The sequence below is a fragment of the Marinobacter flavimaris genome, from assembly GCF_002933295.1.
GTDB classification, from domain to species: domain Bacteria; phylum Pseudomonadota; class Gammaproteobacteria; order Pseudomonadales; family Oleiphilaceae; genus Marinobacter; species Marinobacter flavimaris.
In genome coordinates, this window is record NZ_PSSW01000004.1 from 114,864 (window position 1) to 137,220 (window position 22,357).

At 55.9% G+C, this 22,357-nt stretch carries 26 protein-coding genes; 13 read left to right on the top strand and 13 right to left on the bottom strand.

The genetic code is table 11. The features are described from left to right. The first annotated feature begins 308 nt into the window (after window positions 1-308). The gene (locus tag MDHKLMBL_RS08980; protein WP_104270640.1) at window positions 309-989 is read left to right on the top strand and encodes an arginine N-succinyltransferase; all 681 of its coding nucleotides are present in this window, start codon (window positions 309-311) and stop codon (window positions 987-989) included. Window positions 990-1,038: 49 nt separating this feature from the next. On the opposite strand, the gene MDHKLMBL_RS08985 is transcribed toward MDHKLMBL_RS08980, so the two are convergent. Further along, window positions 1,039-1,374 carry a thioredoxin family protein gene (locus MDHKLMBL_RS08985; RefSeq protein WP_104270641.1) on the bottom strand — a complete coding sequence of 112 codons (336 nt, stop codon included), beginning with the start codon at window positions 1,372-1,374 and terminating at the stop codon, window positions 1,039-1,041. Window positions 1,375-1,376: 2 nt separating this feature from the next. Next, a complete protein-coding gene (locus MDHKLMBL_RS08990) occupies window positions 1,377-2,009 on the bottom strand; it encodes a DUF1294 domain-containing protein (RefSeq protein ID WP_104270642.1) in 633 nt (210 codons plus the stop codon). A 230-nt stretch (window positions 2,010-2,239) separates the two neighbouring features. On the opposite strand from MDHKLMBL_RS08990, the gene MDHKLMBL_RS08995 reads away from it, so the two are divergent. Together MDHKLMBL_RS08995 and MDHKLMBL_RS09000 are read left to right on the top strand one after the other, a co-directional pair. Next, the gene (locus tag MDHKLMBL_RS08995; protein ID WP_104270643.1) at window positions 2,240-2,791 is read left to right on the top strand and encodes a hypothetical protein; all 552 of its coding nucleotides are present in this window, start codon (window positions 2,240-2,242) and stop codon (window positions 2,789-2,791) included. A 36-nt stretch (window positions 2,792-2,827) separates the two neighbouring features. Beyond that, complete coding sequence (locus tag MDHKLMBL_RS09000; RefSeq protein ID WP_014578102.1) at window positions 2,828-3,442, top strand: PEGA domain-containing protein; 615 nt, start codon at window positions 2,828-2,830, stop codon at window positions 3,440-3,442. 27 nt (window positions 3,443-3,469) lie between these two features. Here the strand turns inward: MDHKLMBL_RS09000 and MDHKLMBL_RS09005 are convergent, their stop codons facing one another. Next, window positions 3,470-3,763 (bottom strand): hypothetical protein, encoded by a 294-nt coding sequence (locus MDHKLMBL_RS09005; RefSeq protein WP_104270644.1) that lies wholly within the window; start codon window positions 3,761-3,763, stop codon window positions 3,470-3,472. Window positions 3,764-4,023: 260 nt separating this feature from the next. Here MDHKLMBL_RS09005 and MDHKLMBL_RS09010 point away from each other — a divergent pair, with 260 nt between their 5' ends. Beyond that, window positions 4,024-4,368 carry a PBPRA1643 family SWIM/SEC-C metal-binding motif protein gene (locus MDHKLMBL_RS09010; RefSeq protein WP_104270645.1) on the top strand — a complete coding sequence of 115 codons (345 nt, stop codon included), beginning with the start codon at window positions 4,024-4,026 and terminating at the stop codon, window positions 4,366-4,368. A 26-nt stretch (window positions 4,369-4,394) separates the two neighbouring features. Beyond that, on the top strand, window positions 4,395-4,829 hold the full coding sequence (locus MDHKLMBL_RS09015) for a DUF3010 family protein (RefSeq protein WP_104270751.1): 435 nt from the start codon (window positions 4,395-4,397) through the stop codon (window positions 4,827-4,829). Window positions 4,830-4,902: 73 nt separating this feature from the next. Here MDHKLMBL_RS09015 and MDHKLMBL_RS09020 read toward each other — a convergent pair whose 3' ends face one another. Further along, window positions 4,903-5,835: an MFS transporter gene (locus MDHKLMBL_RS09020; RefSeq protein ID WP_053112881.1), complete on the bottom strand. Its 933-nt coding sequence runs from the start codon at window positions 5,833-5,835 to the stop codon at window positions 4,903-4,905. A gap of 224 nt (window positions 5,836-6,059) precedes the next feature. Between MDHKLMBL_RS09020 and ggpS the strand changes: the two genes are divergently transcribed. Both ggpS and gtfA read left to right on the top strand, forming a co-directional pair. Continuing rightward, complete coding sequence (gene ggpS / locus MDHKLMBL_RS09025; protein ID WP_104270646.1) at window positions 6,060-8,333, top strand: glucosylglycerol-phosphate synthase; 2,274 nt, start codon at window positions 6,060-6,062, stop codon at window positions 8,331-8,333. A gap of 17 nt (window positions 8,334-8,350) precedes the next feature. Continuing rightward, window positions 8,351-9,793, top strand: coding sequence for a sucrose phosphorylase (gtfA, locus tag MDHKLMBL_RS09030; protein WP_104270647.1), 1,443 nt, complete (start codon window positions 8,351-8,353; stop codon window positions 9,791-9,793). Between the two features lie 157 nt (window positions 9,794-9,950). Here gtfA and MDHKLMBL_RS09035 read toward each other — a convergent pair whose 3' ends face one another. From MDHKLMBL_RS09035 to rho, 6 genes are all read right to left on the bottom strand, one after another. Next, window positions 9,951-10,898 carry a ferric reductase-like transmembrane domain-containing protein gene (locus MDHKLMBL_RS09035; RefSeq protein ID WP_104270648.1) on the bottom strand — a complete coding sequence of 316 codons (948 nt, stop codon included), beginning with the start codon at window positions 10,896-10,898 and terminating at the stop codon, window positions 9,951-9,953. Window positions 10,899-11,065: 167 nt separating this feature from the next. Next, window positions 11,066-11,506, bottom strand: coding sequence for a DUF4174 domain-containing protein (locus tag MDHKLMBL_RS09040; RefSeq protein ID WP_104270649.1), 441 nt, complete (start codon window positions 11,504-11,506; stop codon window positions 11,066-11,068). Window positions 11,507-11,603: 97 nt separating this feature from the next. Next, window positions 11,604-11,783 (bottom strand): DUF1294 domain-containing protein, encoded by a 180-nt coding sequence (locus tag MDHKLMBL_RS09045; RefSeq protein ID WP_081467527.1) that lies wholly within the window; start codon window positions 11,781-11,783, stop codon window positions 11,604-11,606. Window positions 11,784-11,870: 87 nt separating this feature from the next. Next, window positions 11,871-12,290, bottom strand: coding sequence for a hypothetical protein (locus tag MDHKLMBL_RS09050; RefSeq protein ID WP_008172514.1), 420 nt, complete (start codon window positions 12,288-12,290; stop codon window positions 11,871-11,873). Further along, a complete protein-coding gene (locus MDHKLMBL_RS09055; protein ID WP_039881949.1) occupies window positions 12,253-12,885 on the bottom strand; it encodes a nucleotidyltransferase domain-containing protein in 633 nt (210 codons plus the stop codon). The genes MDHKLMBL_RS09050 and MDHKLMBL_RS09055 overlap by 38 nt, the downstream gene beginning before the upstream one ends. A 288-nt stretch (window positions 12,886-13,173) precedes the next feature. Further along, entirely contained in the window at window positions 13,174-14,220 is a 1,047-nt protein-coding gene (gene rho / locus MDHKLMBL_RS09065) for a transcription termination factor Rho (RefSeq protein WP_241956207.1), read from the bottom strand. A 148-nt stretch (window positions 14,221-14,368) separates the two neighbouring features. Here rho and MDHKLMBL_RS09070 point away from each other — a divergent pair, with 148 nt between their 5' ends. The 4 genes from MDHKLMBL_RS09070 to MDHKLMBL_RS09085 all read left to right on the top strand — a co-directional run bounded on the left by MDHKLMBL_RS09070 (window position 14,369) and on the right by MDHKLMBL_RS09085 (window position 17,189). Further along, complete coding sequence (locus tag MDHKLMBL_RS09070; RefSeq protein ID WP_104270652.1) at window positions 14,369-14,911, top strand: nucleoside 2-deoxyribosyltransferase; 543 nt, start codon at window positions 14,369-14,371, stop codon at window positions 14,909-14,911. 128 nt (window positions 14,912-15,039) lie between these two features. Further along, window positions 15,040-15,786 (top strand): SDR family NAD(P)-dependent oxidoreductase, encoded by a 747-nt coding sequence (locus MDHKLMBL_RS09075; protein WP_241956208.1) that lies wholly within the window; start codon window positions 15,040-15,042, stop codon window positions 15,784-15,786. A gap of 37 nt (window positions 15,787-15,823) precedes the next feature. After that, a complete protein-coding gene (locus tag MDHKLMBL_RS09080) occupies window positions 15,824-16,318 on the top strand; it encodes an MOSC domain-containing protein (protein WP_167450399.1) in 495 nt (164 codons plus the stop codon). A gap of 70 nt (window positions 16,319-16,388) precedes the next feature. Further along, a complete protein-coding gene (locus tag MDHKLMBL_RS09085) occupies window positions 16,389-17,189 on the top strand; it encodes a class I SAM-dependent methyltransferase (RefSeq protein WP_104270654.1) in 801 nt (266 codons plus the stop codon). Window positions 17,190-17,273: 84 nt separating this feature from the next. Here MDHKLMBL_RS09085 and MDHKLMBL_RS09090 read toward each other — a convergent pair whose 3' ends face one another. Next, the gene (locus MDHKLMBL_RS09090) at window positions 17,274-18,665 is read right to left on the bottom strand and encodes an esterase (protein ID WP_104270655.1); all 1,392 of its coding nucleotides are present in this window, start codon (window positions 18,663-18,665) and stop codon (window positions 17,274-17,276) included. A 573-nt stretch (window positions 18,666-19,238) separates the two neighbouring features. On the opposite strand from MDHKLMBL_RS09090, the gene MDHKLMBL_RS09095 reads away from it, so the two are divergent. Next, complete coding sequence (locus MDHKLMBL_RS09095; protein WP_146083411.1) at window positions 19,239-20,042, top strand: protein nirG; 804 nt, start codon at window positions 19,239-19,241, stop codon at window positions 20,040-20,042. Beyond that, window positions 20,042-20,596, top strand: coding sequence for a hypothetical protein (locus tag MDHKLMBL_RS09100; RefSeq protein WP_092034361.1), 555 nt, complete (start codon window positions 20,042-20,044; stop codon window positions 20,594-20,596). Before MDHKLMBL_RS09095 ends, MDHKLMBL_RS09100 begins: the two co-directional genes overlap by 1 nt. 66 nt (window positions 20,597-20,662) lie before the next feature. Here MDHKLMBL_RS09100 and MDHKLMBL_RS09105 read toward each other — a convergent pair whose 3' ends face one another. Together MDHKLMBL_RS09105 and gcvA are read right to left on the bottom strand one after the other, a co-directional pair. Then, complete coding sequence (locus MDHKLMBL_RS09105) at window positions 20,663-21,325, bottom strand: hypothetical protein (RefSeq protein ID WP_104270657.1); 663 nt, start codon at window positions 21,323-21,325, stop codon at window positions 20,663-20,665. Window positions 21,326-21,375: 50 nt separating this feature from the next. Continuing rightward, the gene (gcvA, locus tag MDHKLMBL_RS09110; RefSeq protein WP_104270658.1) at window positions 21,376-22,254 is read right to left on the bottom strand and encodes a transcriptional regulator GcvA; all 879 of its coding nucleotides are present in this window, start codon (window positions 22,252-22,254) and stop codon (window positions 21,376-21,378) included. Window positions 22,255-22,357: the final 103 nt, after the last annotated feature.

A 22,357-nucleotide genomic window follows, 5' to 3' on the forward strand; every position in this document is an offset into this window, starting at 1 on the left:
GGCTGCACGGGGGTGATCGCCTGCCGGCGGTCTACCCCGGCGGAAATACCGTACCATTCAGTAAGCACTTTAAATCGGGAACGGGCTGTCTTATGGAATACGAACACGCTATCGTGAAATTTGAAGGCGACGTTGCCATCCTGCTCTGCAACGGCTGTGGTATCAAAATCACAGAGGGCACCAGTCACGAGGACCGTGAGCATTACTGTACGATGTGCATGAGCGGGAATTGCAAAGCCAAATTCAAAAAAGGGAACTGAAACCACCGCATCAAGGCGGTTTCAGCGGGCAATCAGGTGTCATCGGCAATGAATGAAACAACCGACGATAAACCAGCGTCAGCGCCAACGCCCGCAAAGAAGGGCTTCAGTGGCTTGCATGTCTTTGGCATTGTCCTGCTTACCATCGTTGCCACTGTCGGCATAGGTTACTGGTGGTTAAGCCACTATGTGTTCCCAGACAACTTCGAACCCGTAACCCTGAATGCCAGTGAACAGGATTCACTTAACAACAAGCTGAATACTCTGGGCATTGATACCCAAGGCGGTGAATCTGGCGGCCCCCTGCAGCCGGAACCCTACAGTGAGGAAGGGGCCAGCCGGGAGGTACGCTTTAGCGAGCGGGAACTCAACGGCATGCTGGCCAACAACACCGATCTGGCCCAAAGACTTGCCGTCGATCTCTCGGACAATCTTCTGAGCGCCTTGCTTCTCGTGCCTCTTGAAAAAGATTTCCCTGTACTCGGAGGCAGAACCCTACGAGTAAATGCCGGAGTAGAACTCTCTTTTGCCAACGGCCGCCCCCTGGTTAAGTTAAAGGGTGTGAGCCTGATGGGCGTCCCCATCCCGAATGCCTGGCTGGGCAACCTCAAGAATGTGGACCTGGTTAACGAGTTCGGCGCCAACCCGGGATTCTGGCAATCTTTTGCAGCCGGCGTGGATTATATCCAGGTCGAAGATGGGCGGTTGCTCGTTCGACTCAAGGAATAGCGTCTGACGTATTTCGTGGCCAACTCAGAAGCAGATCGTATCCCCCGATTCACTTCTGTGTCATAAGCCCATAAGGCCGTTCCAGCGCAGCACGCACATCGCCAATAGAAAACACCCTGGCGAATTCCGCGAATCGTTGCCCATCAAACCACAGCTGAACAACCGGCAGAGAAAAGATACCGCGAGCTGCACATAACGGGCCGGCGGCTTCCTGGCAATCGATGTAAGCGGTCACCAGCTTCGGGAATTCCTCGCTGGCAAGCGTCTCCAGCCGGGGCTTTATGGCCTGACAGACACCGCAGTTCGCGCCCCCATACAAAAGCAGCACCGCCGGGCTGGACTGGAGCAATGCCGATAAGGCCTCTTCTGAGCAGACTTTGTGCACCGTTAAATCCTGATAAGCATGACCGGTTTAATCTCCAGCGCCTGCCGGGCAAACTCCGCATCCGGCCACAGCAACAACCACCCGAGAACCGCAAGATTCAGAATCACATAAAACCAGAACGACACCTGAAACGAAGCCTTGCGGGTTTTATGCCGAAAAAATTGCTGGCCCACCAGCGCACCCGGCCAGCCACACAGCAGTTCAAAAAGGTGCAGCCGCCCCTCCGGCACGCGTCGGTTACCGCTTTCGGCGGCCCCTTTGTCGATTGCGTACATCAGGAAGGTAACCAGGCTCATCACCCCATAAGCCACGGGCAAAAGAACCGGAACATAGCCCTGAAGATACAATGTTGAGACCGCACCTCCGACTGCAGCTGCAATCAACAGGGCAACCCAGACTCCGGGCGCGACCGCTACACGGTGCCGCGCCACGCCGGCGTACTGGAAACTGGCCGCCCTCAACCGCCCTTTCTCGTCTTTGGTCGGCGCGTAAACCACCTTGCGGCTGGCCGAAGGCCGGCCCCGCCCCTGATAGGCGCTGATATGGGCAAACAGACGCTCCCCGCCGTTTTCCGGTGTGATGAAGCCGAAACCCTTGGCGTCGTTCCATGAGGTGAGTGAGCCTTTTTGATTCACTTGCGGTTCCCTTAGATCGGTTTTTCCCCGGCACCTGGCAGAAAGAGGCCGCAAACCTGACCAGCAATCCGGTAGAGCACCCTCGATAGATTTCACGAAATTTTACCCCGGTTACCCACTCAATTCATAGCAAGCTCACAACCGCTCGGCTACTATGGCGCGCCGCTATGAGTTACGGCTTATAGGCAGGGAATTCCCAAAACAATCAACTAAGTAAGAAGGAATCTATCGTGCGAAACGCAAGGATCCTGGCAGTACTGGCCGCACTGATCTACCTCACTGGCTGCGCCTCTGGCGCCAAAATGGGCAACATGGTGTATGAGGGGCCAGTGAAGGCCTACGACACGGCCCTGGAAGACAATGTGGATGTCACCAACGTCTCGGGCGGCGAGAAAACGAACCCCGCATGGACCTCAGAGATCGACAACGATGCCTTCGCAGGCGCCCTGAAACAGACTCTGCAGAAACAGGGACTGCTCTCCGGATCTGGTCGATATCAGCTCGAAGCTCTCCTGCTTGAGGTTGACCAACCCATGTTCGGTCTGGACTTCGAGGTAACCACCCACGTGAGATACATCCTCACTGACCGCGATAACAACGGTGCCGTGGTTCTGAATGAAACGGTTGTCGCCCCCTACACCGCCACCATTGGCGATGCATTCGCCGCTATCAAGCGCCTGAGACTGGCCAACGAAGGCTCCGGCAAAGCCAACATTCAGGGTCTGCTCGACAAACTCGCCGAACTGCAAATCCAGCCCGGTGACGTCTCCCTCACGCAATAACGTTTCTGGAACCACGTTCTACAACAAGGAAGAACCATGAAGTACTCCCTACTCCTCACACTCGCTGCAATCGCGTTTCTGTCGACCGGTTGCGCGTCGGTCGTCTCAGGAACCGACCAGAAGCTCACCTTCAACAGCGAGCCCGAAGAAGCCACCGTTACGGTTTCCGGCCGAGTGCTCGGTAAAACGCCACTGACGGTGCCAGTGGATCGGGGCTCCAACCAGTCCATTACCTTTGAGAAGGAAGGCTACAAGACCTACACCGCTCAGCTCTCTACCACAACCAACCCCTGGTTCTTCGGGAACATCGTGATCGGCGGGCTTCTGGGTTCCACTACCGATGGTGTTTCAGGTGCCATTCACGAGTTCTCGCCGGACCAGTACTTCGTCACCCTGAAGCCTGACACCCCGACCGGGATCTCCACCTCCAAGCCGCGACAGATCAAGGAAATCATCATCGCGTTCAGCGGAGAGTTTCGCCACCAGCTGGCAAGCGGTGGCGGTGAAAAGGTGGACACCATCGTGCAACTGCTGGGTGTCGATGCCTCCCAGAAAGACACCACCATCCGGGCACTGAACCAGCTCGCACTGGCGAACCAGAACGACCTGGAGCTGGCCAAGACGATTATTGAGGTTTACGGCGTTCAATAGAGCGCCACTCTGGAAAATTTCCGGCCATTACATGGATGTTTTATCCTCTTCGGACATTCCATCCTTTTTCATGGCGTCTTTTTCCATACCCTCTTTCTTCATGTCCTCATCCATCATGCTTTCGGTCTTCATCCCGTCATGCATGGTGTCCATGGTGTCGGACTTCATGGAGTCTTTGGCCATGCCGTCTTCTTTCATGTCGTCCTGCATCATGGTGTCGTCCATTCCCTTGTTGCCCTTGTCCATGTCGTCCGCATGGGCCGGGGCCATCAGGGCCAGGGTGGTACCGAGGGCCAAAAGCGTCGCTGTCAGGCTTTTCATTGTGCATTCTCCTTATTGGAAATAGTGTCTATTCGACACTGCCGACCCCATACCTGAAGACCAGCAGCATCAGAATGCAGACTAAGCAGGAACGCTTACGCGGCCGTCACGGCTGGGTAAAAAGTCGATCAAGGAAAGGTCACAAAACCGTCACGGGGGAGCGGACGGATTTCGTATCTCCCTATATCGCCGTCTCCATAAGCATGCTAAAAGACTCCTCCCGGCAATAGCCCGGGCATTCTCCCCATCAGGATCTCAGCATGTCAGACAAATTTTTCTTCAAAGGCCGGCAGGACGCACGCCAGCACCACACCACTTACGGCGGCTTTCAGACCAACGCCAGCCAGAAGAGTGGCAGCAAGAAATACCCGCTTACGCTGGTGGTGACCAGTGACGCGCGCAAGCAGGAAGTCGAAGCGCAAGTGGCCAAGGCAAAGCTGTACGCGAACATTTCGGTGGATACCCGCGAGGGCGCCGTTGAGTCCATTACCGAACTTACCGCTATCCTGACCAAAGGCGGGACGGTTACCACGGTAAAATCGCCTTCACGTAATGATATCTGCAACTGCGGTAGCGGGCTCAAATTCAAGAAGTGCTGCGGCTGATAACAGGCGGAGACGGGGAAATGGCTATGATTGTTTGCGGTGTTGAGCTTACCGGCAGTGATGCAGTGGTGTGTTTCCTGAATATGGACCGGGGGCAGTTCAACCTGCCGGAATGCAAGGTGCGCAAACTGTCACTGCCAAAAAACCATAGCCGTGAAGACCTGAAGCAGTTCCAGGCGGCCTTTGCCGCCTTAATGGCCGAGTACGGCGTGACTCACGTCGCAATCAAAGAGCGGATGCCCAAAGGCAAATTTGCCGGTGGTGCTGTCAGCTTTAAAATGGAAGCGGCCATTCAACTGATCACCGACACCGAACTGACGGTGACCCTGCTGCCCTCCGCTCTCATCAAGTCCACCCTGGCCGCCAATCCGCTGCCCATTGCGTTTGCAGATACGGGGTTGAAGGCCTTCCAGGAAGCGGCCTTCGTTTGCGCCTATGTAGGGCAGCTACAGAGCCAATGACTTCCCGGCTATCGAGAAGCTCGAACGCAGGCCACTTAGCGTCCTTGCAGCGGTGAGCCGGTGCGATAACTATCTACCGCTCAATCATTTCAACAATCTCATGGGACGACTGCGCCATCGGCTCAAAATGCGCCTGCTCGCCCGCGGTGAGCACGGAGACATGGCGAACCTGATAGATCGCATAGGTGGCGAGCAAGCCCAGAACAACCGCCATGTAAACAGGCATGCCCTGCGGGCCCACCAGATTCATAATCAAACCCACGAGCAGAGGCGCCAGGGCAGCGCCCACAATGGTGAGGCTCATCAACAGCCCCACCTCCGACAACCCGAATCCGAGCTTGCTCGCGTACAAAGGCGCCATCGCCCAGAAAGCGCCCATGGCCAGGCCAGAGAGCGCCGAGGTAGCAACGGCCAGCGGCGCAAAGCCGATGATTTTCTTCAGACTGCTCTTAGCCCGCTCGGGAATGTGGGGTTGGCTGCGACTACTGATGGTGATGGGCAGCAGCGCCCAGCAACTGAGGATGGCCGACACCGAAAACAGCACCAACAGCTCGCCCGGGCTCAGCCTGAGCAGTTGCTGAGCAAGGGCAATTCCCCCAAGGTTGACCACCATATACATGGCGAAGACCCGCCCGCGCTCGTGCTTCTCAGCGCGGGCGTTTAGCCAGCTCTCCGTCACCGTCATCAGGGTGACCAGGGACAATCCGTAAAGAAAGCGAAGCGCCATCCATGCCCAGGGATCAACCCACAGGGAGTGCAGCAGCGCGATGGACGCGCACACCGCCGCGCAGAAGGCAAAGGTACGGATATGGCCCATGCGGCGGATCAAACGGCCACTGATAAAGATGCCGCAGGCGAACCCCACGAAAAAACCAGACATGATGACGCCGATCCGCGCCGTGGAAAAACCCTGCTCATTGGCCGTGACCGCCAGCAGCGTATTCAACAAGCCACTGCCGAGCTGTAATAGCGCGACACTCGCGAGAATTGCACCAATAGGGCGCATTAAAGTCCAGATACACACCTCCCTGCCCTGAAATGAAAGGGCTTGTTTGCCTCAGACAGCAAGCACTTGGGGTGTGTTGTTCAGTTTTTGTATCGCCCTGATCGCCGTGCCACTGCTTACTGGCCTGCAATCGCTGCGCCATAGGTGACGCTGTTAAATCCGATTCCGGTATGAAAGCTGCAACGCATTCCTTATCTGAGCAAAAGTTTCGATAGGAGCAGACTATGTTACTGGCCACCGATCTCGATGGTACTTTTCTCGCGGGTGATCCCGATAACCGCCTCAAGCTCTACCGACTGGTTGCCGCCCACCCCGAAATAGACCTGGTATTCGTGACCGGTCGCGGCCTGGAATCCGTGCTGCCGCTGCTGTCCGACCCCACCATTCCGCAGCCGGACTACATCATCTGTGACGTCGGCTGCACCGTGGTTCACGGCGAGACCCAGCAGGCCATCCAACCGCTGCAAGGCGAGATCGACGAGCTCTGGCCGGGCGAACAGATGATCGAAGACGCCCTGCTCCCCTTTGACGGCCTGCAGCGACAGGAAGTCCCCCAGGAACGCCGCGTGTCCTATTTCTGCGACGGCGATGTGGTCACTGACGAGATGGTCGCCCGCATCGAGGCGCTGTCCTGCAATGCGCTCTTCTCCAACCACAAGTACCTGGACATCCTGCCCCGGGGCGTGAACAAGGGGCGTACCCTGTCACGACTGGTGAAACACCTGAACGTCGACCCGGAATCCGTGCTGGTGGCCGGCGACACCCTGAATGACCTGTCGATGTACGAGCACGGCTTCAAAGGCGTGTGCGTGGGCGAATCTGAGCCCGACCTGCTGGACGCTACCATGCACAAGGCAAGGGTTCTTCACGCCGGGGCAACCGGCTGCGGCGGTATCCTTGAGGCGTTCGAACACTTCGGGTATCTCGGCCATCTGGGCATTGAAGCGGAAGCGCCGGACTACATGAACCGGGGCAAATCCGACCTGGTAATCGTGTACCACCGCCTGCCCTACGAAGAAGTGGTGGAAAACGGCGAACTGATCCGCCGTCGCCCAAAATCCCCCAATGGCATCATCCCCACGCTGCTGAGCTTCTTTGCCGACGGCAAAGCCGGCTCCTGGGTGGCCTGGTCCATTGACGACCCGGACCTGGGCCCGTTCCAGACCCACACCGAAGTGGATACCGACCGCTACGAAAAACTGGTGGCCGCGCGGGTGCCCCTAAGCAAAGACGACGTCGAGATTTTCTACAAGCGGTTCTCCAAGGAAGCCTTCTGGCCAACCCTGCACACCTTCTGGGAGCGCGCCACCTTCCACGATGATCACTGGCAGGTGTTCCTCAAGGTCAACAAGCAGTTTGCGGAGCGCGCGGCCGAGGAAGCCGCCGAGAACGCGGTGGTGTGGATTCACGATTACAATCTATGGATGGTGCCGGCCTATCTGCGCGAGATTCGCCCGGACCTCACCATTGCCTTTTTCCATCACACCTATTTCCCCTCAGCAGACGTGTTCAACGTGCTGCCCTGGCGCCGTGAAATCGTTGGCAGCCTGTTGCAGTGCGATCACATCGGCTTCCACATTCCCAGGCAGGCGGAAAACTTTGTCGATGTGGCTCGCGGTGTCACGCCCCTGGAAGTCACTCAGAAAGCCGGCTGTGCGCCCCGGTTCCTGACCTACGGCTGTGCCGTGGGCCTTGATGAGATGAGCACCGAAATCAAGGTCAATGATCGCAAGATCGGCCTGGGCGCCCACCCGGTGGGGCTGGACCTGAACCGGGTGCGACATGCCCTGGCGGACCAGAGCGTGATTGACCGCATGGAAACCCTGCGTAACGAACTGATGGACGTTCGGCTGATTCTGTCGGTCGAGCGCCTCGACTTCACCAAAGGCATCATCGAAAAACTGGATGCCTACGAACGCATGCTCAACGAGCACCCGGAGCTGAAAACCAAAGTTACCCTGATGATGGTCTGCGTGCCGGCGGCCGCCGGGATGACCATCTACGAGGAACTGCTTTCGCAGATCGAGCAGACGGTCGGTCGCATCAACGGCCAGTTCGCACAGGTGGGCTGGACGCCCGTGCAATTCTTCTTCCGCGCCCTGCCGTTCGAGGAACTGGTGTCTTACTACACCATGGCGGACGTGATGTGGATTACACCGCTGCGAGACGGGCTGAACCTGGTGGCCAAGGAATACATTGCCACCCAGGGCCTGACCCAGGGCAGTGGCAGGCTGGTGCTCTCGGAATTCGCCGGCGCCGCCGCCGAACTGCGCGGTGCCATCCTGGCCAATCCCCATCACCCCCAGGACCTTGCCGACACCTGCTACTACGCCCTGGCCATGAGCCGCAGCGAAGCACAGAATCGGCTCAGCGAGGCCTTTGAAGTGGTCAGCCGTTACGACATCGATTACTGGGGGCGGGAATTCATCGACACCGCCGAACAGCGCCGCACCACCAAACTGGAAAAGATTCTGCCCATTGGTCATTGCGCCGCCTGAACGGAGGAAACCACACCATGTTGCTCAAAAATGCGGTGCAGCTGATCTGTTACCCGGACCGGATCGGCAACAATCTGAAAGACCTTTACACCGTGGTGGACACGCATCTGTCCGAGGCCATCGGCGGGCTGCACATCCTGCCGTTTTTTCCCTCCAACGCCGATGGCGGCTTCTCGCCGCTGACCCACAAGGAAGTGGACCCGAAGGTGGGCACCTGGGACGACATCGAAGCCTTTACGGCAAAGTACGATCTGTGCGTGGATCTGACGGTTAATCATATCTCGGATGAATCGCCGGAGTTCACCGACTTCATTGCCAACGGCTTCGACTCGGAATACGCCGATCTGTTTGTGCACGTGGACAAATTCGGCGAGATCTCACCGGACGACATGGCGAAGATTCACATCCGCAAGGAGAAAGAACCCTTCCGGGAAGTGACCCTGTCCGACGGCACCAAAACCCGAGTGTGGTGTACCTTCACCGAGCAGCAGATCGACCTGAATTACGAATCCGACCTGGCCTATCAGCTGATGGAAAGCTACATCGGATTTCTGACGTCAAAAGGCGTTAATCTGCTGCGGCTGGACGCCTTCGGATACACCACCAAACGGATCGGCACCAGCTGCTTTCTGGTGGAACCGGAGGTGTATCAGATCCTTGACTGGGTCAACCAGGTTGCCTTGAAACACGGGGCGGAATGCCTGCCGGAAGTACACGACCACACCAGCTACCAGTACGCCATCAGCCGGCGCAACATGCACCCCTACGGCTTTGCCCTGCCGCCGCTGCTGCTCTATTCACTGCTGGACGCCAACAGTGTGTATCTGAAGAACTGGCTGCGCATGTGCCCGCGCAACATGGTCACCGTGCTGGATACCCATGACGGCATCTGCATTCCCGATGTGGAAGGCGTTTTGCCGGATGAGAAAATCAAAGTACTGATCGACAACATCGACGCCCGCAGCGCGGACCCCATCATGCGGCGCTCAGCGGCCAACATTCACAGCGTGGGTGCCATCTATCAGCTCACCTGCACCTTTTATGACGCGCTGATGCAAAACGACGACGCCTACATCGCCGCCCGGGCCATCCAGTTTTTCACCCCGGGCATCCCACAGGTTTACTACGTGGGGCTACTGGCCGGCTGTAACGATCACGAACTGATGGAAGAAAGCGGCGAACTGCGGGACATCAACCGCCATTACTACACCCTCGAAGAAGTGGAGCAGGACATCCAGAAACCGGTGGTACAACGCCTGCTAAGCCTGATGAAGTTCCGCAACAACTACCCGGCCTTTGATGGGCACTTCGAACTGAACTATTCCAACAACTCAAGCGTGGCCATGGCCTGGCGACATGGAGACTATTACTGCCACCTGTTTGTAGACCTGAACTTCAAAACCGTTAAGGTCACTTACACCGATGTGGAAACGGGGGAAAGCCGACACCTGGAGTGCTGACCGAGGGGCTGGATGCGCATCGGGCTCACCTGATCATTCCCCTGGCCTGCCTTGGCATCAGCGCAGCACAAAAACCAGCAGGATCAGGACCAGGGTAATATTGAGCCCCCAGATGACCAGAGAAAGCCGCCGCCGCTGAGTCAACCGCTGGACTGGATTAGTCATAGCTGAACCGCTCCGAGAGAATCCGGTGAGCGGGTGTGCCCCGCTGGATCAGGTGATCTTCAACAACATCCATCATGACCGCCGGCCCGCACATCACGAACACCCAGTCACGGAACTCCTGCTCTGAAAAAACGCGATCCATCAGCTCGCCATCAATGGAAATGGAGAAAGGGTGTTCCTTCATCGAGAAAGGGCTTTGCCCCACATTCAGCCAGGCGAATTGCCCGGCCTGATAATCCAGCCCACGGTGACCGTTGGGGGTCACCGTCACTTCCCATTGCTTCGGCGTCAACCGAACGACAGACGTCACGCGCCAGGGGCGAGCCTTCTGCAGCCAGGGAACCACCAGGTAAACCATCAGCAGTGACCCAACCGCCACACCCGTCATGACCAGCCACACCCAGGTCATCACCGGCTGCGATCCATAACGCCCGGCATACACCGTATGGTGCAACAGAAGTACCGCGATCAGCAGCGCGCCGAGCCCGTGTAACAGGCGCCATGTCTCGTATCGGTAGCCCAGCTGGGTTCGCCCGATGGCCATGACAACAAGGCCGGTAAGCAACAGCCAGGCGACAATTCCTGTCGCCAGATCGGAAAAATCCGTTGTAAGCGTCAACTGGCGCGTGGGGTCCCATGGGCGCTGCCCTCCTGTCGGCGTTCCCTGGTAAAGAAACGGGTGCAGCAGAGCAAAAGCCAGCGCCGTGCGAGCCATGACCTGATGAAACCGCATGGTCACATCCATGCCGACGTCATTTGAAATGGCCCGGAATCGTCCGGACAGGATGAATTCCACGAGGATCATAGAGAAGGCAAGAATGCCAAAGCCGGAGGCCAGTTCCTGGTGGAACTGGCGTGGTGGACCTCCCACCCATGCGGACAGGAGCAACGGCAGGGTGACAGCGGCAAGGTAAGCAACGATCAGAAAAAGCGGTTTCATCTGGCTAGTTTGCTTCCCTTCCTTTGGTCATTCAATCTACCCAACTTCAAAGCCTGCCAGAAACCCTCACCCCGATGGGGTCACGTGGCATGGAGTGGAATGTCAATCTCAGTCGACGTAAGGCCCTTCCAGTATAGCCCTTGAACACGGAGATAGAGCCTGGTGCTTCAATCAGAGCGCATCTCTCGCATGCGCATTGGCATGTGGTCGATACGGCGGAAAATAGCGTCGAGATCGAGACTGGGCTCTCGGCTTTTCATACCGCCGTCCTTGCCGATCAACAGAACCCTCTCATCCGAACGGAACTGGTCAAGCAGAGCCTTGATCTCGCTCTCTAGACTGCTCGAAACCCCATCCTGATTTGAAACCAGGTCTGCGCCGGTGTTTACAAACCAGACGATATCACGGTCATCTACTTCGGCCCGGGCACTCCTGAGCGTGTCAATCTCGCCGGCATTCTCATCTGTGGCTTGCACCAGAATCAGTCGGTTTTTCCACTGATAGTCGCTCAGGCTGTTCATGCCGGCCCCTTGAGTAGTCAGTGTGATGAGTAAAAGCATCAACGTCAGAATGGTGCGATTTTTGTTGACGGCTAAGTTGAAGCTCATTTGCTTGCTCCCGTTATCGTTCTCCCTGTAGAGCTACGAGAGTTTGTGCTCAGTTGATCAGGCGAACTGCCTGAGTGGATCGTGAAACCAGTGGCGATTACCAGATAAGCGGCTGCAAAGACTTCGACAAATCAAAGCCCAACTGCTGGGCGACCAGTGCGCCGGGCCAGTGACAACACAGCTCGAACAGGTGCAGCGTGTTTTCCGCGATGCGCTGACCGCCCCGCTTTGCTGACCGCTTATCAAAATACCCAAATCGGGTATTTTTGTACCCAATTTGGGCTTCGAATGCTTCGACTGGATTTTATTGGCTCAATGAGGTGAGCAGCCCTGGATTCGATGCAAGAGTTTGACGATACGTTCTTCAATCGCCCGTTAGCCTGAGAACGGCCTCCTCGATCTCTTCTGCAATTTTGAGAACACTCTGAACCAAGGCAGGGCTCAGGTCGATCTCCCCTTCATATTCCGCCAGATTTCTCTTTTTATGGGCTTGATCAAGCACCCGCCATTTCGCCGCCGACAACCCCAGGGTGTGTTGTAAACATTGAAAGACGAGATAGCGATTGTCCGACCGATAACCGCAATGCCGTAAAGCGGCGAGTGACAGCGCATGTGCAGCGTTATACGAGAGATCAAAACGGCTTTCGATGCTAAGCGATTCAAAACGTGCATCGTTCAAACGAACGGTCCCAGAGCGTATCAATCCTTTGATTTCTTCTGCATCGGGAGGCTCCCGATGGAGCTTATTAATCTTGACCAGATTGTCGAGAGATTCCGAATTCATCCAAATTCCCTTTAAGTAGGATGTAAGGCCCATCCAGGACCCTGGTAAGGAAAGATTGCTGTTTCACAATACGGCTTCTGAAGTCGCTTCGAGTATACACCGTAGGATTAATTGTCCGAGCGAGCGAACGTTCTGCCGGATCAAGGGTCTCGAAAATATCTTCCAGACTCACAGTGTCGGATACTAGCAAGAGATCAACATCGCTTCCCGCGTGATCAACACCCTTCGCCACCGAGCCGTAAAGCAACGCGATATCAATCTCAGGGTACAGAGGTTGCAACGCAGCATCGATCTGAGATTCTGGGCCGAGCAATTTCGTCACCAGAGAGGCGAGCTCAAAGTAAATCGGGGATTCTCGATTTACTCTGTAGCGCTTTTGCCGGCCTCGATGATCTTGAAAAACGAGTCCGCAATCGACCAGCCGCGCTACCTCTCGTTGCACTGCACCAGACCCTGCGCCAACCGCATCAATTACCTCACGTAGAGCAAATTCGGCATCGGGCCTCAAGAAAAAAAGCTTTAAAACCTTTTGCCGGGTCGCGGGGAAAAGCGCTTCCGCCATTCCCATTTGCTTCGAAAGCTGTTGATTTCCCATACAAACCCCGAAATACCCAATTAAGGTACAATTATACCCAAAATGGGTCGGAAAGCACCTCTCTAAAACTGTGGCTGAAGAAACCACAGAAAACCTCTGCGACATTGGCGCCGGGGACTGCATCGTTGGCATCTCCGGGTTCATCTTCGACTCGAGAGAGCCCGAAAGGAAAAGCCGATTCAATGGCCTCAAAAACCGTATCAATATCCTTTTCAAGCACCCGCTCGACGTGAATGTGAAACGTACCTACTCCTCAAAAACGCGCTGTCTTGAACGATACGCTTACGCCTAATCAAAAGAATGGGGGATGTTTTTCAGAAGCTCGGCGTTTGTGGGGTACTTCTCAAGCAGCTCCACCAACTTTTTCGTGCCCTCTAGCGGTTTGAGACCGCCAAGCGCCCGGCGCAATGCTCTTATTTTGTCTAAATCTTTTGGATCCAACAGCAGCTCTTCACGGCGTGTACTGCTTTTCGAAATATCCAGCGCGGGAAAAATTCGCTGATTCGCAACGTCTCTCGATAACACCAGCTCCATGTTCCCCGTACCCTCGAATTCCTCAAAGATAACCTGGTCCATGCGGCTGCCCGTATCCACCAGAACGGTTGCCAGAATGGTCAGCGAGCCGCCATTCTCAATGTTTCGTGCAGCGCCAAACAACCTCCGCGGGATCTCCATCGCTCGCGCATCCATCCCGCCAGACATAGTACGACCGCTGCTCTTTCGCTCCGCATTATGCACACGCGAAAGCCTCGTGAGAGAATCAATCACAATCATAACGTTGTGACCCTCGCCCGCTTGTTGGCGAGCGATATCAAGAAGTTCGTTGGCAACGCGAACGTGATGAGCATAGCTTTCATCCGAAGAAGAAGCGTGTACCTCAGCCGGGACGCTACGCCTGAAATCAGTGACCTCCTCGGGTCGCTCATCTATCAATAACGCGTAGAGTTTAATCTCGGGATACGCCTTTCCCACCGCCTGGCAAATATGTTTTAAAACCGTCGATTTTCCAGACCCCGGCGGCGCAACGATCAAACCTCGCTGCCCCATGCCAATCGGCGTGATCAAATCCATCGCGCGCACCGTGAGCTGTTCGGAACCCAACTCCAGGCGAATCCCCGGCGCGGGATTGATAGCCACAGCATTTAAAAAACGTTTTTGTGGATCAGCCTCACTTTCAACCTCAACCTTAGCTTCGGATTCCGTAGCCACTGGTTTAGGGTCTTTTTTTCGTGTTCCGGTTAAACCTAATGTCTTTCTCGTCATGATTGTTTGATAGCTCTTGTTTGATACATATTTTTCGAAAAACACAGCCCAAAGCAAAACACCAGCGTGCACAAAATACGTCTGTCCCGATTTTCACTCATCCGAACGGTCACAAAGGAACGTGAAAGCAGGCTGGCGAGTATGACCACGCTGCACCATTTCTGCTACCTCCGAAATACTGGATGCTATCCTGCTGTTTCATCAGCTCTATGAGGCACCCATGACGAAGCCAAAACGAATCTACCTCGCCGGCCCGGAAGTTTTCTTCCCCGCAGCTGAACATCAGGCCATCGTGGCCGAGAAAAAACGCCTGCTACAGGAAAACGGACTGGAGGGCGTAGACCCGCTGGATACTGAACTGGCGCTGTCCGCCAGCGAGGCGAAATTCAGGCGCGGGCATCGGATCTACCGGGCCAACCGGGAACTGATGGACAGCTGCCAGGCCATCATCGCCAACCTGACCCCCTTCCGCGGCATCAGCGCGGACCCGGGCACCGTCTTTGAGGTGGGTTATATGATCGGACAGGGTAAACCCGCCTTCGGGTTTACCCTCGAAAGCCGATATTACCGGGAACGAGCAGGCGCCACCGACCTGGACGAACTGGGCCATACCATTGAAGATTTTGAAATGAGCGACAACCTGATGATCGAGGGCGGAATCTACAGTTCCGGTGGCCAGCTCTTCGTGGCAGAGCAGCCCGGCGAACACCGATACTTTTCGGCAGAGCTGTTCCGCCGTTGCGTGAGGGCGATAAAAAAATAAATCTGTCCCGGTTTCCACAGCGCATGAACGGCAATTGCAAACTGAAATTCAAAGAGAGAACCTAGCCAAACAGTTCGCGGTGCCCGAGGGCGAGACCAAAGCTTATGGGAAAACAGGAGCATTCAGTGATGTTTGATTTCCACGGCCGGCGCGTCATCGTCGCTGGCGGCAGCAAGGGTATTGGTCGGGCCATCGCGCTGGGGTTTGCTCGGGCCGGGGCCGGCGTCTCTGTATGCGCCCGGGGGCAGGCGTCCCTGGACGCTCTGGCAAAAGAAGTGGCAAGCGAGGGGCTGGCGCTGCATGTGGCCCCCTGCGACATCGGCGACAAGGCCGAGCTGGAAACTTATCTGCAGAACGCTATGGACGAGCTGGGCGGCCTGGACGTGCTGGTCAATTGCGCATCGGCATTCGGGCGTGAGGACAACGAAGAAGGCTGGTTGAGCAGTGTTGAAGTGGATCTGATGGGCACGGTTCGCGCCGGCCACATCTGCCTTCCGGCACTCAAGGAAACCGGGGGCACGATCATCAACATTGCCTCCATCGCCGCCCTGCACGCCTCGACACGCACCGCCCCCTACGCAGCCATCAAGGCTGCGGTTGCTCACTACACCGGCAGCCTGGCGGTGACCATGGCCCCGCATAAAGTGCGTGTTAATGGCATTGCCCCTGGCTCGATCGAGTTTCCGGGCGGCGTGTGGGATCAGGCCCGGCAGAACAATCCAGAGCTCTACCAGCGTATTCGCCAGGGGATTCCCTTTGGGCGCCTGGGCACGCCGGAGGAAGTCGCCGACGTGGCATTATTTCTGGCCTCCGATCTGGCCCGCTGGATTACCGGCCAGACACTGGTGGTCGACGGCGGCCAGGTTCTGTCCTGAGCCGCCAACTAATCGCACAAGGAGTTTTATAACGCCCATGCCCGAATCGACCCCAATGCAAACCCTGCTGGACACACTGCCTCAATGCGGCCGCATTGAGTGGATTGGAATCCGCCCTGCACGCGGAGAGCCCATGCAGGTGCTCGAGAGGGTCACGGTCACCCCGGGCAAAGGGCTGGATGGGGATCGATTCAAGGGCCGCGATACCAGCAAACGGCAGGTGACCCTGATCCAGAAAGAACATCTGCATGCCATTGCCTCGTGCCTGCAGCGGGAAGCCATTGACCCCGAGGTTTTCCGGCGCAACATCGTCGTCTCTGGCCTGAACCTGCTGGCCCTGAAAGGCAAACGGTTCCGGATTGGTGGTGTGGTGCTGGAATACACGGGCCTGTGCCACCCCTGCAGCAAGATGGAGACTGCTCTCGGGCCGGGTGGATACAACGCTATGCGCGGGCATGGCGGCATTACTACACGAGTGGTTGAAGGGGGTGAGCTGGCTCTTGGTGACGAAGTTCAGGCGTTGCTACAGTGAAACAAGACCACCGGTTTCCCGTATCCACTACCTAGCAGCGAAAGTCAGCAGCACAGGAAGGGAAGAATCCATGAGCAAAAAGATCGATCTCTACAGTAGCTCGTACAGCAATTACTCGCTGGAAACCTACAGCGAGGTCCGGCTGGAGACCTATGGCGAGGACTATGGGCAAACCAGCTGGGTTTCGACTGAAGAATCCCACGAGATACCCGAGTTACTTCAGCTGACATCGGATTCATCGGTCCTGGACATCGGCTGTGGATCTGGCGGGTACGCTGTCGGCCTGGCAAAGCGTATAGGCTGTCGGGTTGTAGGGTTCGAGATAAATGAATCGGGCGTGAAAACGGCGAATGCGTTGGCCGAAGATGAGAAGGTCAGCGACCTCGTGAAATTCGAACAACACGATGCGTCTGAAGAATTGCCCTATGAAGATAATTCGTTCGACGCCATCTATTCCACGGATGTCCTGTGCCATGTCCCTCGTCGGCGAGAGGTTCTCTCCAACACACAACGGTTGCTCAAACCTGGTGGGAAATTCGTCTTTAGCGACGCTTTGGTGATTGGGGGACTGATTTCCTATGAAGAGCTTGAGAATCGATGCCCAGACGGTCTGTATTTTTTCAGCCCTCCCGGCGTCAACGAGCAATTAATACGGGAATCCGGTCTCAAGCTGCTTGAAGCTCGCGATACCACCGCGAATTGTGCTCTGTTGTCCAAACGTTGGCACGATGCGCGCGAAAAACGAAAAGAGGCACTTATCGCCTGTGAGGGTGAGGAGAACTTTCTGGGCGTGCAGCAATTTTTGGCCGGCGTTCACCGGTTAACGAGCGAGAGGCGTTTATTGCGCTTTCTGTACACTTGTTCGAAATAGAGAACGGATGACTGTCACGACCGGACAGCCCACTATCGCAGCGCTCACAGTGGTTTTTCGAGTAAGATGGATCTGTCTCCGTATCTACGGGTTGGCCATCTTTATTCGCGCATCTGCCCGATCTTCCTCATCCTGGCTCTGGGAAGAAATCAGAATCAGTTGCCGAATGAAGCTCGCAATTCTTGGATCATAAATATCGTTGTGATCCCGAATCAATTCGCCATCCACCCGTATATTCAAATAAGGATTTCGGCCGGCCGAGGAATCCGTGCGCTCAAGCACTGCGCCTTCAAACGGGATGCGGCTACCTGACCTGTCTGCTTCCCAGCCCTTGCTGGCTGCAACGAACGTCTGAACTGCCGTGGATGCGCTGAAACCGGCCTGTTCGTCGTCCGCAAGGGTCTCCTCCGCACGAAGGTAATGGGTCAGATAGGGATCGAAGTGGCCCAATGCCGTCACATTCGCAGAGCCCTGATCGATAACTTCGCTCTCCCCCGTAACGGGATTGAGGCGCTGGGCGTCCCGCTCGGTTTCAAACAGCGTAGAAAACCAGCGGCCGAGGGGGAATGCCATGCCAGTGGCATCGTCATCCTCAGAGGTGAGTACCGCCAATACTGGCAATTGGCTCTCAAAGTACCGCCGCCGCTCATTTGCCATGTCACTGAGCGTTGCATAGCGCGCAGCCTCGAAAGCCGGGTTAATCAGGACAACCAGATCCGCGAAGCCGACAGTATCGCTCACCACCGCGTCCGGGCCATGAGTCTGTACAAATCCGTTCTCTAAAATCTCGCTCATCGCAGAAAAGACCAGCGCTCCGCCAAAACTGTGCCCTACCACGACAAAACGGGTACGGTGGGGTTTGCCATCGTCAAGCGACTGGGCCCGTTTTGTTTTCTGCACAAGCTCAAGGCGACTGAGTAATTCAGTAGCGCCTCCGCGCCCTACTTTATGGGCGGTATTCTTGCGCTCCCAGAATGTCAGCTCCTTTAATCCAGGCAAACTCACGGAACCACCGCGCCAGCCCAAATAGATGCCCACCACCTCCCTTGACTGCACACCGGTCTTCGCGCTCATAGCTGACTCCAGCGCACTCAATCGACGTAGAGACTCTCGAAAGCTGGATATATTACTGTCTCCAGCCTGGGCACTGTGCTTCCAGCCATGCACGAACACCACCATCAAGAGATCCTGATTGGCGGCCAAGGTATTAACCTGGCCGATCACCTCCCTCAATTGCTCGCGATCCCAGAGCTGCCCCTGGTCGTCGAACTCGACAAAGCCCAAATGGTACTTTTCATCAATGGCGTTGGGCGACTGAAATACCTGAAGCGAATGCTGAGCGCACTCGTCAAGAGGATTGGCGGAAATACACAAACCAGATTCGGTACGGTAACGCTGATGGGAAATACAGGCCGACAGTGAGAGAACTATTGCAATAATGAAAGCAAGACGGGTGCCGTTGAAGCGATCTTTCATGACAAATTCCTTTTCGATTTTCTTGGGCAGAACCTCCTGTTACAGCCACTACTCTGCACTTATTCGATTAGCTTCTCCTGCAAGCCGCCCCAAGGCCGCCTCCAGATAACGCAAGCATAGCCCACGAGGCCGCGAAAGCCAGCATCCAGCAAGCCATGGCGCGGGGGATGTTTTTGCTGTCCGACGACAATCAAACAATATGGGTGTATATTTTTTATACAACGTCAGGTCGAGATATTTCCGGAGTTATCGATCTGTGCCGCTATCAACAGGCTAAAAGGATGTGGCGAAATGAATAGACTCAAGGAAAAAATTTCATCCGGGATTAGGTCACTCAAAGACCAGATTGAAAACGGGTCTAACAAAAAAAGCAGTTTGCAAAGGCACGCCCCCCAGAACATAAATACGCCGTTTTATTTTTACTTCTTTGTGATTTTCGGCTTATCCCTCTCTCCCGGACTGACTTGGGCTCAGCCCGATCTGATGATCGGGCTAGAAGCGCCAGATACCGCAAACGCCGGAGAAGACATCGGCACTTCTCTCACCTTGACTGCCATAAACCGCGGGGATCATGTGGCACAGGGGACCCGGTCATCCAACAACGGCTACATGATCGACATTTTCATAACCCGTAAAATCATGCCCACTGGCTATGCCCGCTACGACGAACACTACTTCGATGGCGTCCTGCTCAAGGGTGGACGCGTCAGCAATACCGATACCTTGCCTCCACGGCAACGCGCGCGTTATCACACCTCGGCAATACTGCCAAAAGACATTCCACCGGGCCGGTACCAACTCTGCGCCCGCATAGACCCGGGAGACAAAGTCCAAGAGGCCATCGAAGACAACAACACTCATTGCCAGACACTGGCGGTTAACTTGTCCCTCATGCTCATTCAAGCCCTGCCGAAATTCGAGGTGCTCCTGCCCGAACATCGAAACCAGGAATTTCGCATCCTGGAGCGTGAAGAGGTCCATCTCGGCCCGCCTTCCGTCACCCCGGAGACCCCAGTCGGGACATCCGACGCTACACGAACCATTCTTGAAGATGGCTCAATCGTCTTGACATGGCAGGACGGGTCAAAGCGGCGCCTGAGACCGGACGGCCTGGTTGAGTACGTTAGCCCGGATGGCACCATAATGTCTCCCATAGCTATCCAGGTTCAGGGCGCCGATCTGCCGGAGCTGCCCGAAGCATTGGATGACTGGGGCAGCGGCCTCGCAAACGACCTGCTGGCCATCCTCAGAAACATCCTGACCGACGCTGAGTTCGAGGCCTACCAGCAAACCGAGGCCGACAAAGGCTATTACGAGCGTATCAACTGGCGCCTGCGCAGCATCCAGTTCCTGACAGCCCTGGAGGACAACATATAATGCGATTTTGGCATGCATTATTCGTAAGTGCCTTGTTGATGGGGCCGATGGCGATGTCCTGGAGCGAGGAACGTGAAAACAGCTCTGAACTGGCGGATACTTCACGGATCGATGCCATGAAGTCTGCCCTCGAAGCGGAGGACGATCAGAGCGGTCTCCAACCGCTACAGGCCCCGGTGATCATCTCTGGAAATTTGATGGACTCGGAAGGGCAAGCCGCTATGAAGTCCGCCCTCAAGGCCTATTACGACTACCGTACGGAAGGATACGGCCACCGACAACGCGTATTCGAGTGGCAATTGTTGTCGTCGCGGATCATCTTTGTCGTCGTCATTGTCCTGGTAGGAGCTGGCATCTATTTTTCGTGGCTGCAGTTTCGGGCGGACCTGAAAGCGACCGACAAGGAAGGAAATCGGGGCGTCTCCACGCTGGAAGCGTCGACCTCCGGCATCAAGGTCAGTTCACCAGTACTGGGTGTGATCATCCTGGTGATCTCTCTGCTGTTCTTCTACCTGTACCTGCAGTACGTCTATCCGATTGAGGAAATACTCTAAAACAGGGCGAGCGTAGCCCAGCAACCCACGAAAGCCAGCATCCAGCAATGTCGGCCATAGTTCGAATTATAACCTCCGCAAAGCATCCTCGAGGTCCAATTCACGAAACGTCTGGCGCAATGTCTCTCCGGCCAGTCGTGCTTCCCATTGCCTGCGCTGTTCCAGCACTGAATCGTCGGCAGGCAGGGAATCGAGAACCGACAATGCATAACTCCGGAGCAGTTCACTCCGGCACTCGATGACAAGATCGGACGACGCCGCAGTACCGGACCCGGAGTAGGCAAAGCAGTGCTGCACATTGCGCCTGGCGCTTTCCCGTTCAACCGGTGAGATCACTACCTCCCGCGCGTCGTTGTCGGGAACCAGTAAAACGTTCACGCCCCGCCCGGTAATGGCCTCGGCGGTCTGCTGCGCGCCTTGTGGAACGTGGACGTTCTTGTGGTTTGGCCAGATGTCGAACATGCCATAGTCGGCACACGGGGCCTCCCGCTGAAACGTAAAGAAATCCGGGTAGGCATAAAACTCTGGCCCGCGCTCGCGATAGCGGTCATAGAAGGCGGTAACGTAGGCCATGATGAGGGTCATTGCCCCAATGCCCTCAAACCGTCGAGGGACAACGATGCCAAGGCGATCCGTATCCTGAAACGACGAGAACAAGTCCGCGTGCGGAATGGCCTCGCCATGCTGGGTAATTTTGAAATCGCTGCCTCGCAGGCTGCTGCTATGCATGGTTATGTCGAACGCTCTTAGAAAATAAATCTGTCCCGGTCCCGGTTTCGTTACATCTCGCTCATCAGCCACTCCTTGAAGGCTTTCATCCCGACGGTCAGCGGACGTTGTTTGCGGTAGACCAGATAGAAGGCCCTATTCGTATCGAGCTGGATGTCGAACGGCACCACCAACTTACCCGATTTAATCTCACGGGACGTCAGGGTGCTATCAGCCAGGGCAACTCCCAGGCCCTCCTGGGCCGCCGCCGTGGCCAGTTGCCCACTGGACATCTGTAGGCTGCCCCGGGCGGATATAAAATCAACGCCCGACTGTTGCAGCCAGTTCTCCCACTCCCACTTACGTTTGCTGACATAGATCAGAGTGTGTTTAGCCAGGTCTTCAGGTTTTTCGAGCGGTAACTCACCTTCCAATAGCTGCGGGCTACACACCGGCACCAGCATTACTCTGCGCAGAAAATGCACTTCGATGTCGTCCCATTCACCACTCCCGAAATAGACCGCCATGTCGGTACTGGTACGGTCGAAATCCAGCAGCCCCATGGACGCGTTAATTTCCAGTTCAATATCCGGGTACAAGGCCTGAAATCGCGCCATGCGCGGCATCAGCCAGCGGGTGAGGAAGTTGGGGGCAACGCTGATCTTGACCACGTTGGATTCCTGGTTCTCAGTCAGGCGCTGGGTGGCCATTTCAATCTCGTCGAACGCGTGCCTGACAGATGTCAGGTATTGCTCGCCTTCAGGGGTCAACGTCACCGTTCGCCTGCTTCGATCAAATAGTGAAAGCCCCAAATATTCTTCAAGTGTCTTCACCTGATGACTGACCGCGGACGATGTCACAAAAAGTTCCTTGCCAGCTGCGGCAAAGCTGCGATGTCTCGCGGCTGATTCAAATACCCGAAGCGCATTCAGGGGTGGCAGGTGGCGCATAACTTCGCTCGACTGGTGAGATTAATTCATCATTCTGATGAGAAAGGATCGCTTTTTCAACAGCCTCAAACTCATTAATATGCTCCCTATCGAAATGACTCAT